This window comes from Paludisphaera soli (genome assembly GCF_011064595.1).
Classification (GTDB): domain Bacteria; phylum Planctomycetota; class Planctomycetia; order Isosphaerales; family Isosphaeraceae; genus Paludisphaera; species Paludisphaera soli.
The window spans coordinates 1-9,768 of the sequence record NZ_JAALJI010000060.1; the positions used below are offsets into that span (position 1 = coordinate 1).

The following is a 9,768-nucleotide window of genomic DNA, read 5'->3' on the forward strand; positions in this document are numbered from 1 at the left end:
CAGGCCGGGCAGGCCGATGTCCAGGAGCACGAGGTCCGGCGCCTCGGCCTGCGCCGCCGCGACGGCCTGGAAACCGTCGTAGGCGACGGCGACGCGATAGCCGGCGGCCCTCAGGAGGATGGCCTGGGTGTCGGCCAGGTCCCGGTTGTCCTCGACCACGAGGATCGAACGCCTCAAGCTTGAATCCATCATCTCGCCCTCGGGGCGACGAAGGACGGAACGACCGACCGCATCCGGTCGTCTGAACGCAAGCAAGGTATGCGTTTATCAAAGCCGATTCAAGCCCAAATCCGACTCGAGCCGGGATCGCCCGCCCGAGATGCGGGCCGGCCCATGCGGATCTCGGGAGGCCACGGCAGCCCACACTGTCATGCTCCGCCTCGTGCGCATGGCAGTCGACGACGTGTTGGAGGGCCGGTCCCCGCTCCACCGAGGGTCGAGCCGGCCGCTATCATCCCTTCTTCGGGTTTCCACGGCAGGAGAGAGCCCGAGCACCTGCCGTACTGACATAACCAGGTAGGGTGCCGGGTTGCCCCTCCGCTGGAGCGCGGGAACAACGATGAAGCCAGATTCGCGACGCAAGCTGACCTTGCTCGATGTCATGCTCTTCGTGGCGGCCTTCGCCTTCGCGGCCTGGTTCCTCACGCACTCGCCCGACACCCTGGGCATCTCGATCCTTTTCGACGACGCGATCGACGCGAGACGCCGGGTCCTCGAGGGGTGGAAGACGCTCCAGTTCCTGATCGCCCGCCTGTCGGGGGTCCCGGCGACTCTGTGCGTCCTCAGACTCCTCGAACCCCGCCCTTCGCGACGCGTGCTGTTCCGACAGCCCGGATTCGTCGCCTGCTGCGTGTGGACCGCGACGCTCCTCGCGATCGGCGTGATGAAGACTCTCGGGCAGCAAATGAGCCGTTCTTTCCTGCGTCCGGACGCAACAAGCACCCTCTCCTTCTCTTGGGCCTCCGTCGTCCTGAGCTACCATATCGACGAATGCGGGTTGTCAGTCGCTGCGGCCTGGCTGACCTTGGCTCTTGGCGGGCGGTGGCGTCCGGAGCCAAGCTGGATCGACCGCATGGGCCGAGCCCTGGGCTACTTCTCCATCGCGATCGTCCCCTTGGCCGTCCTCGCTCCGTATCTGAGGTGACGCCTTTCCCGAGCAACCGGCCCCTTTGATCCGCTCAACTTGCTGGCGTCTACCGGCGAAGAGTCCGTGCCAGATGCCGCACCGCTTGGCTGGGCCCCGTCCAAGCCGAGCCTCTCGTAATCGCGTGCCTGTTGGCGGAACCTCGCCATCCATCCGAACGAACGCTCGACCACCCAGCGGCGGGGGAGTAGGACGAGCCCCTTCTTCGCCTCGGGGAGCTTGACGACGTGCAGGATGATCCCCCGGCCGGCCGCCTCGTGCATCGCCTCCTCGCCGGTGTAGCCTTGGTGGGCGTAGATCAGCTCGACCGACTCGCCGGCCGCCTCGTGCATCGCCTCGCACGGCTCGGCGACCTGGGCCCGGTCCTGCTCGTCGGCCGGCGTGACGTGCAGGGCGAGCAGGCGGCCCATCGTGTCCACGGCGATATGCGCCTTCGAGCCGTTCTTGCGCTTGTAGCCGTCGTAGCCGGCCCGGCCGCCGATCTCGGGCGTGGACTGGATGGTACGGCTGTCGATGATCGCCGCGGTCGGGCCGGCCTGGCGGCCGTCGGCGATGCGCAGGACGGCGCGGAGGTCGTGGACGATCGCCTCGAAGGAGCCGGCGGCCATCCACCGCCGGGCCTGGTCGTAGACCGCGTGCCAGGGCGGCAGGTCGTGGGGCATCAGCCGCCAGGGCGAGCCGGTCCGCACCAGCCATCGGAGGGCGTTGAGCACCTCGCGGAGGTCGTGCCGACGCTGGCCGGCGCGCTCGGTCAGCAGGGTCAGGTAGGGCGCCACGAACTCCCATTCGGCGTCGCTGACGTCGGAATCGTAGGGTTTGCGGTGGGTCGTCATGCCCTAAACTACGTGGCCATAAACCCTAAAGTTCGCAACACCCTCTACCTGGCCACCGAGGAGTTCGCATCGATGAAGCCCGGGGAGAACGGGCCGATTATCTGACGTGCCCCCGGGAAAGTGGACCATCGCCTTCGAGAACTCGGATACGATGAGGCTCCCCCGAAAGGAGCCTTGATCCATGAGGAAGTCGAAGTTCACCGAGGAGCAGATCGTCTTCGCCCTGAGGCAGGCCGAGGCCGGCCTGGGCGTCGAGGAGACGTGTCGGAAGCTGGGCGTGAGCGAGGAGACGTCATCGGACTGCACCCCTCGTCAGTCTTATGCAAGGGTCGTCGACGGGCCATCGCTTGGCTCCTGGCTCCTGATGTGGCGGTGGATCGACGCGAGGTCCGGGTGCTCGCCCAGTCCCCTCGCGACCAGTCGCCGGCGTCCACCTTCGCCGATCCGACGCGAGTCGACCACCCCGCGCGTGATCCAGCTGTAGATCGTCGCCGGCGAGATGTCGAGTCGATGCGCCAGCTCCGGGATGAGCCACTCGCCGGGCTCGAGGCCGACGGGTGTGGGCCGCGAGCCGGCCAGGCCGTAACGCCTCAGCAGCCGGCGGACCACCGACGCGGTCATCGGCCCGTCGTCGAGTGCACGACGCCCCTCGGCGGCCAGCCGCTCGGCGATCGCCGTCGCGGGCAGGCCCTCGCCCTGCAAGTCCGCGACGCGGCGTCGCATCCCGCCGCCGTCGGCGATCTGCTCGAGCCGGGCGACCGGCCGGCGGGCTCGCGTCCGAGTCTCGAGGCCGCCGGCCCATCGGACCCGCACTTCGGACCATTCCGTCTGATCCTGCACGGCGACGACCACCTCTTCGATGATCTGCCGGAGGACCTCCTTGCGGTCGGCGTCGGTCGTGCCCGGGGCCGACCAGAGGGCGGGCAGGTCGGCCGCCAGGCGGCGGACCTCCGCTTCCTCGTCGGCGCCGACGGCCCGCGGCGGCTGCCCACGCAGGAACCGTTCGTGCTCGTCGGCCAGCGCTCGCGACGCCGCGAGTTTCTCCTCCCAGGCCGCCTCGAGGGTCCGCGCCACCAGGCGGTTCTCCGGCTCCACGGCGTCGTACTGCCGCCTCGCCCGCTCGGCCTCGTAGCTCGCCCGCTCCAGCCGCCGTCGCCATTGCCCTCGGCCCGCTCGAACTGTCCCTGGAGGTCGGCCGCCACCCGCAGGCTCACCTCCAGCGCGGCCGGAGTCAGGGCCTCGAGCGTCAGCCGGACCACCTCGTCGTCCAGCGCGGGCCGCCAGCCCCTGGCACCGCGCCTGTCCGTAGTTGACCCGGGCCGCGTCGCAGAAGTATCGGGGCAGGCTCGCCTGGCCGGCGTATCGGGTCATCATCCTCGCCCCGCAACGACCGCAGACGACCAGGCCCGTCAGCAGGGCCCGCCCTCCCCGGGCGGCCCCTCGCGCCGCGCGGAGCGAGCGATTGGCCGTCAGCCGCTCCAAGTTGGCCTGATGCCGATCCCAGCCGATGTAGGCCGGATAGTGGTCCCTCAGGAGGACCTGCCATTGGTCCGTCGGCAGCCGCAGCGGTCGGCCTCGGCGGGGCCGGCCCCGGACCTGGCAGGTGCGGCCGTAGACGTAGGCCCCCGCATACATGGGGTGGACGAGCATGTAGCGCACGGTCGCCGCGTTGGGACGGCGCCACTGCAATTCGCCCTTCTCGAGCCCGCCGTCGGCCCGCACGGGCACGAGCAAGCCCCGATCGACGATCCACCTCAACAGCCCGGCCGCCGATCCGATCCGGTCGAACTCCTCGAAGACCAGGTGCACGAAGGAGCGCACCTGCTCGTCGGGGTCCATCTCCACCGAGGCCCCGTCCGCCCTGACGTAGCCGATGGGGACCTTGCTGACGAGCTCGCCGCGGCGGGCCTTCTGGAGCGCGCCCTGCCGCATCCGCTGGCGGAGGATGTGCAGCTCGGCCTCGCTCATCGTGCCCTTGAGGCCCAGCAGCAGGCGGTCGTTGTACCCGGACGGGTCGTACAGCCCGTCCAGGTCGCAGATGAGCGTGCCGAAGAGGGCGCACAGCTCCAGCAGGCCGTACCAGTCCTTGCAGCTGAGGGCCAGGCGGCTCATCTCGACGCCGAGGATCAGCCCGACGCTATCCAGCGCCACCTCGCCCAGCAGCCTCTGGAACCCGGGCCGGCCGTCGGCCGACGCCCCGGAACGCCCGAGGTCGTCGTCGATCACGAGGATGCGCGAGCGGGGCCAGCCCATGGCCTCGGCACGCTCCACAAGGCCGTACTGCAGCCCCGTGGACTCGCGATGACGCTGCACCTGGCCCGGGGTCGACTGCCGCACGTAGACGACGGCGAGCCTTTCGCGGTGACGGTCGGAGACCTTGCCGAGGCCCGCGACGGTCGCGACGCGGTCAGCTTCCGGACGGCTCATGGTCGGCCCTCCGTCCCGCGGCCGCCATCCGTCGCTCGACGAGCGCGCCCAGGGCCGCGATCAGCCTTCGTCGGCTCGTCGCCGGCAGGCGTTCCCAGAGGCCCGCCGGCGGCCCCGGCCTCGGCGGGCGCGGGGGGGAGCGGTGGCGGCGGCGGTTCGGCGATCAGCTCGCGGCGGCATGGCGGACCTCCCTCGGACGGGACGTGACGCCGAGCGATCCATCGGCTCAGGCGGAGAAGGGCTGCTGCGTCGATTATCGCAGGGCGGTCATCCGATGGAAACGATGTCTCTGAAGGGGCGGCCTGCTGACGTCGCTCGGGCCACGTTCTTCCGCTGGAAGGCCAAGTACGGCGAGCTCGGGACGCCCGAGCTGCGGCGGCTGCGGCTCCTCGAGGAGGAGAATCAGAAGCTCAAGCAGCTGGTCGCCGACCTGAGCCTCGCCAAGAGGATGCTGCAGGACGTCCTGGCAAAAAAAACCTGAGCCCGCCGCAGCGGAGGACGATCGTGGCGGACCTGACGGTCCGCTACGGCGTGAGCGTGCGGCGGGCCTGCGAGGCGACCGACTTTCCCCGCGCCACCCATAACTACAAGCCCCGCCGCGAGTCGCAGGAGGCTCTGCGGATGCGGCTGCGGGAACTGGCCACGGACCGGGTGCGGTACGGATGCCGGCGGCTCCACGTCCTGCTCCTGCGCGAGGGGTGGGCCGTCAACGTCAAGCGGGTCTACCGCCTCTACGGCCTGGAGCGATTGACGTTGCGGCGCAAGAACCCCCGGGAGGCGGGTGAGCTCTCGCCACCGCGACGACCGGCCCGTCGTCGACGGGGCGAATCAGGCCTGGGCGATGGACTACATGAGCGACGCCCTCGCAGATGGGCGCAGGCTTCGTGTGCTCATCGTCATCGACGTGTTCACGCGCGAGAGCCTGGCCATCCGCGTGGGCTTGAGATTCACCTCGGGGCAGGTCGCCCAGGTCCTGGCCGAGGTCGCGGCCGGTCGGGGGGCGCCCCGTGAACTCCGGGTCGACAACGGCCCGGAGTTCACGGGGCGGATGCCGGACCTGTGGGCTCATCTCAACGGCGTCACCCTGGATTTCAGCCGGCCCGGCAAGGCCACCGACAACGGCTTCATCGAGTCCTTCAACGGCCGAGTCCGGGAGGAGTGCCTCAACCAGAGCTACTTCACCAGCCTGGAGGACGCCCGGGAGCGGGTGGAATCCTGGCGCGTCGAGTACAATGAACGCCGCCCCCACAGCGCCCTGGGCTACCTGGCCCCCGGGGAGCTCGCATCAACGATGGCCGGGATGAAGTCAGCCTCGTCGGGCCGAGAAGCTCTCGTTTAGCCGGTCCAACTTCCCGGGGCAGGTCATACCGCCGCCGAAGTCTCATAATCCCTGGACTTGAAAAGGGGGCAGGCGCAGGATTGCGTCAGTTGTTCGAGTCGGGGATCGTCCAGATAACGCGGACGCGGGGCTGACCGGAGCGGCCAGCGGCGTCGGGCGAGACGATCCGGAGCCGCCAGGCGTCGGCGGCGACGGCCTCGACGGCCTCACGGGCCGTGGTGAAGGCGATGCTCCGCGGCAAGCCGGTGCCCCCGGCGGCCGATCGGACGTACCAGCGGCCCGCCCGGTGTCCGGCCTTAAACTGGGCGTCGTAGATCGGCGTATAGACGAGGATTTCCTCGCCGCTCGATCGGTCGAAGACCCTGAGCGCCCCCGCGGCCTGGCTCGGCCCCACGTGGACCCGGGGCAGTGGGGCGGAGTAGATCGGCGCCACCCGAAGCATGGCCAGGTCGCGAGCCGACGAGAGGATCGTGGGGAATCGGCGATGCTTCATGCGAGCGGACGTCATGAGGGAGCCTCCCGAACGAGCTTGGCTGATTGATCAAGAAGCAAAGTCATGGAAGTCATCAAGGATGCGCATCAGTCTCGGCGGCTATCGGCCCGCCATCCCCTCGGCTCGACGGCGCGGGTCCAGTAGAGTCGTCCGGGCGTGGCGGCCGCGGGACGAGTCGGGGCGGGGACGCGCTTGGGGGCTCGGCGGCGTCGGCGGGTCGGCGGAGGATCTCCGGGGCGTCATCGCCCGGGAGGATGGCGAGGGCTAGCGTGGAGCAGGTACGCTGGACGATCCAGAGGCTGCAGCGAAAGATGGGGCGAACGCAGGCGAAGGGGCGTTCGTCGCGTTCAACGGCGAGCCGAACCGGGTCGCCCCGACAGCCGACGTCGCGTCGCGGGAGTTCCACGTCGAATCCGGCCCATCACTAGTCGATCATAGCCCCTTCTAGCCTCACGCCGCGGAGGCCGGTCTGACGGAGAACCACCCATGCGAGGTCTGTGTCGACCAACGTGGCGGTGCGGAGGTCGTCGCGTTGGAGGTAGGCTCCGGGGAGGACCGTAGGGTCGAGGTCCGCTCCCGCGTATAAACGGCCATGAACGAACTCGCGCGACGAGTAGGAGTCGGTGACCTGAAAGGAACCATGAAACACCGAGAGTGTGCCCCACCGTTAGGTGAGGTGCTCAGGGGACGCGGTCGGGCCGGCCGTGGATCAGCCGGGGCCGACGGGGCCGCCGATCGGCGGCGGCGGGAAGACGGGCGGCGGGGGATAGCCGGGGAAGTCGCCCGGATCCGATTCGGGCGGCGGCGGCGGATCGCTCGGAAGGTCGGGATCCGGATCCGGGACGACAGGATCCTCGGAGACCAACCGCGTCCGGGAGAGTGAGACAGACGTGACGAGGCTCAGGCTGAGGCGCTGCTCAAGGCCTTCGAAACCGCTGGAGAGCGAGAATTCGGAGAATCGCTGCATGGGTCGCTCCTTTTGAGCAGTCGACGACCTGCGGCGTCGCGACGGCGTCCATCATCGGACTTCGACATCACTTCGTCGGTGAATTCGTCCGGGGCCGAAGTGCTTCAATGCACGCATCTAACCTAGGACACCGGAGCTAGGCTGCCAACCGAAACTGTCTTGTAGCCAATCAACATCGCACTGAGGGAAACGCCACCCATTCCGGGAGCGCCCAGACATGATCCGCCAGCCCGGACGCCATAGTCGGGCTCCGCTGTTGCCAACGCCCCTTTGTCCTCGACCCGCAGCGTCCTGACCGGCCAGTAGAAAATGTAGGCCTACATCGTCATATAATACGGGGCCTATTTAGAATCGGCGCTCTTGCGCCCCGGGGCTGCCCGGGTGATGATGGCGGGACCTCCGGGAGCCCCGCCATGCACGTCGCCGACCACCTGCCGCTGGACGAATTGCGCGCCCGAGCCGACGCCGAGGGGGACAAGCGGCTGTTCCTCCGGCTGCGGGCCGTGTATCTGGCCGCCGCGGGCCTGACCGCCCCCGAGGTCGCCGCGGCCCTCGGGCCGTCGCGGCGGGCGATCCGGCGGTGGGTCGCCCGCTACAACGCCGAGGGGCCCGACGCCCTCGGCGACCGGCCCCGGCCCGGCCAGCCCACGCTCCTGCGCGAGCCCGACGTCGACCGCTTCCGCGCCCGCCTGGAGGCCGGGCCGACGCCCGGCGACGGCGTCTGCACGCTCCGCGGCCGGGACGTCCGCGCGATCCTCGCGTCCGAGTTCGGCGTCGCCTACAGCATGCCCGGCGTCTACGCGCCGCTGCACCGCCTGGGCTACTCGTGCCTCGACCCCCGCCCGCGCCACCCCAGGTCCGACCCCGCGGCCCGCGAGGAGTTCAAAAAAAACTAGGGCAGCAAAGCCCGATTGACCAGCGATTCTTCGAGGTGTTGTAGGTAGGCGTCAGGGTCGCGGCGCAAGCGGCGGCCCAGGGTGCGGACGGCCCGGCGGCGCTCCAGCGAGGCCCGCAGCTCACGCCACTCGGCCGGGTCGCGCGGGACGAGGTCGCCCGCCTCGATCGGCCGCGTCCGCCTCGCCGCCGCGGCGACCAGTCGTACCGAGCCCCGCACCACAGTCCCGGGGCAGGCGACCTTGCGTCCGCTGCAACGCCGCTCATGGTAGCGATACGAGCCGAAGAACTGCCCCAGGTCGTTGTTCGTGCGAGGCAGGCCCTGGACGTCGTAGCTGGCGAAGAGGTGCGGGCGGTAGCTCCGCGTCGCCTTCCGGAAGTGGGCGAACGATGCGGCCAGGACTCCCCGAAACTCGCCGTGGCGGGCCAGCGGCGCCAGTAGGCCATCGAAGCGGCGACGTACGCCGGCGGCGTCGTGCCCCGGCGGGTTCGCCAGGATCGCGGCAAACCGGCGTACCCAGCCGAACGACTTGCGGATCTCCGGCCAGGCCTCGGCCGTGGCGTCCAGGCCCTTCGCCAGGATCGCCCGCAGCCGCTTCAGTTCCTTCGGGAGGCCCCCTTTTCGGCGGCCCGATCCATGCTCGCGGCGACCTTCTCCAACCGGGCCTGGAGCTTCAGCCCCGACGCCTCCAGGGGTGGCCGGCCGTCGTCGGTCAGGGCCGACCACACCGCCGCGCAATAGCCGCGGACCGCCTCGGCCTCGGCGTCGTCGCGGCCCTCGACCTGCCGCTCGATCGGCCGCACGCCGCGGACCTTCTTCTTGAGCTGGACCTTGGCGTGGCGGTCGGCCTCGTAGATCGGCAGGGCGCCTTCGCGCAGGTAGTGGAAGTGGCAGAGCTGGTGCGGCATGCCCGGCAGGGCCCTGGCGACCGCCTTGCGGATCGACGTCTGGCCGTCGGAGACGACCCCGGCGATCGGGGCGTCGCCGAGGGCGGCCTTCACCTCGACCAGCAGCGCGGCCAGGTCGTCCTGCGTCGAGGAGAGGAGGCTCCTGGCCAGCAGCACCTCGCCGGAAAGCACCTCGCGGACGACCCAGCGCACCTCGTCCGACATCGGGTGCAGACCGTCGATCGCCAGGATCGCCCGGCCCTGTGCCGCGACGGCCGCCCGCAGCCGCGTCGGGTCGACGCAGGCCAGGGCGAGCAGTTCGTCGTAGCGATCCAGGAGGTTGCCGACGCTGCGTTCGCAGATCGGCACGCCGCGACGGACCAACTCGGCGTGGATCTCCGGGACGCTGCGGCGTCCGGCGTGCCGCAGCCGCCCGACCAGGGCGATTACGTCGAGGCCGAACTCCTGCTGCGGCAAGGCGAAGCGTCCTTCTTGCTCGGGCCGAAGGCAGGCCCGATGGCGAGGGCAGTCCGGGTTGCGGCAACTGCGGATCTGCAGCCGCAGTCGAACGAGTCCCTCCAGCGTCACGATCGTCCGGCTCGGCTTGATGGCCGCCCAGAGCCGCCTTCCGCACGCGGGGCAGTCGCTGAGGCGCAAGGTCAACTCGATCGTCCGGTCAGGCCGGGGCCGGGCGTTCCGTCGCGGCATGGCGCAGCCTCCTGGAGGCGAGCTCGCCTCCAGGAGTAACGAATGCGAAGCCGGCGATCAACTGGGCTTTGCTAC

9 protein-coding genes and 3 pseudogenes are annotated in these 9,768 nt (G+C 70.1%); 6 read left to right on the forward strand and 6 right to left on the reverse strand.

Annotation, left to right across the window (positions count from 1 at the left end; genetic code table 11):
• Positions 1 to 192, reverse strand: a 192-nt coding sequence (locus G6O68_RS30705) for a response regulator (RefSeq protein WP_165253395.1), incomplete at its 3' end; no start/stop codon positions are given.
• Between the two features lie 367 nt (positions 193 to 559).
• Between G6O68_RS30705 and G6O68_RS30710 the strand changes: the two genes are divergently transcribed.
• Positions 560 to 1,144, forward strand: coding sequence for a hypothetical protein (locus G6O68_RS30710; RefSeq protein ID WP_165253397.1), 585 nt, complete (start codon positions 560 to 562; stop codon positions 1,142 to 1,144).
• 107 nt (positions 1,145 to 1,251) lie between these two features.
• Here the strand turns inward: G6O68_RS30710 and G6O68_RS30715 are convergent.
• A pseudogene (locus G6O68_RS30715) lies at positions 1,252 to 1,977 on the reverse strand (IS5 family transposase); the annotation flags it as partial.
• Between the two features lie 181 nt (positions 1,978 to 2,158).
• Between G6O68_RS30715 and G6O68_RS30720 the strand changes: the two are divergent.
• Positions 2,159 to 2,269: pseudogene (locus G6O68_RS30720) on the forward strand (transposase); the annotation flags it as partial.
• Between the two features lie 26 nt (positions 2,270 to 2,295).
• Here G6O68_RS30720 and G6O68_RS30725 read toward each other — a convergent pair.
• Positions 2,296 to 4,404 carry a recombinase family protein gene (locus tag G6O68_RS30725; protein WP_165253399.1) on the reverse strand — a complete coding sequence of 703 codons (2,109 nt, stop codon included), beginning with the start codon at positions 4,402 to 4,404 and terminating at the stop codon, positions 2,296 to 2,298.
• Positions 4,405 to 4,678: 274 nt separating this feature from the next.
• On the opposite strand from G6O68_RS30725, the gene G6O68_RS30730 reads away from it, so the two are divergent.
• From G6O68_RS30730 to G6O68_RS30740, 3 genes and pseudogenes are all read left to right on the forward strand, one after another.
• Positions 4,679 to 4,885 carry a transposase gene (locus G6O68_RS30730; protein WP_165253401.1) on the forward strand — a complete coding sequence of 69 codons (207 nt, stop codon included), beginning with the start codon at positions 4,679 to 4,681 and terminating at the stop codon, positions 4,883 to 4,885.
• Between the two features lie 56 nt (positions 4,886 to 4,941).
• Positions 4,942 to 5,163 (forward strand): annotated as a pseudogene (locus G6O68_RS33740) (IS3 family transposase); the annotation flags it as partial.
• Positions 5,164 to 5,185: 22 nt separating this feature from the next.
• Positions 5,186 to 5,743 (forward strand): integrase core domain-containing protein, encoded by a 558-nt coding sequence (locus tag G6O68_RS30740; RefSeq protein ID WP_165253405.1) that lies wholly within the window; start codon positions 5,186 to 5,188, stop codon positions 5,741 to 5,743.
• An 85-nt stretch (positions 5,744 to 5,828) separates the two neighbouring features.
• On the opposite strand, the gene G6O68_RS30745 is transcribed toward G6O68_RS30740, so the two are convergent.
• Together G6O68_RS30745 and G6O68_RS30750 are read right to left on the reverse strand one after the other, a co-directional pair.
• Entirely contained in the window at positions 5,829 to 6,251 is a 423-nt protein-coding gene (locus G6O68_RS30745) for a hypothetical protein (protein ID WP_165253407.1), read from the reverse strand.
• Positions 6,252 to 6,945: 694 nt separating this feature from the next.
• Complete coding sequence (locus G6O68_RS30750) at positions 6,946 to 7,203, reverse strand: hypothetical protein (protein ID WP_165253409.1); 258 nt, start codon at positions 7,201 to 7,203, stop codon at positions 6,946 to 6,948.
• Between the two features lie 413 nt (positions 7,204 to 7,616).
• Between G6O68_RS30750 and G6O68_RS30755 the strand changes: the two genes are divergently transcribed.
• Positions 7,617 to 8,099 (forward strand): winged helix-turn-helix domain-containing protein, encoded by a 483-nt coding sequence (locus G6O68_RS30755; RefSeq protein WP_165253411.1) that lies wholly within the window; start codon positions 7,617 to 7,619, stop codon positions 8,097 to 8,099.
• Here G6O68_RS30755 and G6O68_RS30760 read toward each other — a convergent pair.
• Positions 8,096 to 9,594 (reverse strand): ISNCY family transposase gene (locus G6O68_RS30760; protein WP_206108270.1). Its coding sequence is split into 2 segments (ribosomal slippage): positions 8,096 to 8,727 and positions 8,727 to 9,594, totalling 1,500 coding nucleotides; the frame shifts between segments, so codons are not numbered across the junction. The two genes, G6O68_RS30755 and G6O68_RS30760, sit on opposite strands and share 4 nt — an antisense overlap.
• Positions 9,595 to 9,768 lie beyond the last annotated feature (174 nt).

Bases quoted from the DNA above. Each gene is read 5' to 3' on its own strand.
- G6O68_RS30710 (WP_165253397.1), top strand. From the start codon at position 560: ATGAAGCCAGATTCGCGACGCAAGCTGACCTTGCTCGATGTCATGCTC.
- G6O68_RS30725 (WP_165253399.1), bottom strand. From the start codon at position 4,404: ATGAGCCGTCCGGAAGCTGACCGCGTCGCGACCGTCGCGGGCCTCGGC.
- G6O68_RS30730 (WP_165253401.1), top strand. From the start codon at position 4,679: ATGGAAACGATGTCTCTGAAGGGGCGGCCTGCTGACGTCGCTCGGGCC.
- G6O68_RS30745 (WP_165253407.1), bottom strand. From the start codon at position 6,251: ATGACGTCCGCTCGCATGAAGCATCGCCGATTCCCCACGATCCTCTCG.
- G6O68_RS30750 (WP_165253409.1), bottom strand. From the start codon at position 7,203: ATGCAGCGATTCTCCGAATTCTCGCTCTCCAGCGGTTTCGAAGGCCTT.
- G6O68_RS30755 (WP_165253411.1), top strand. From the start codon at position 7,617: ATGCACGTCGCCGACCACCTGCCGCTGGACGAATTGCGCGCCCGAGCC.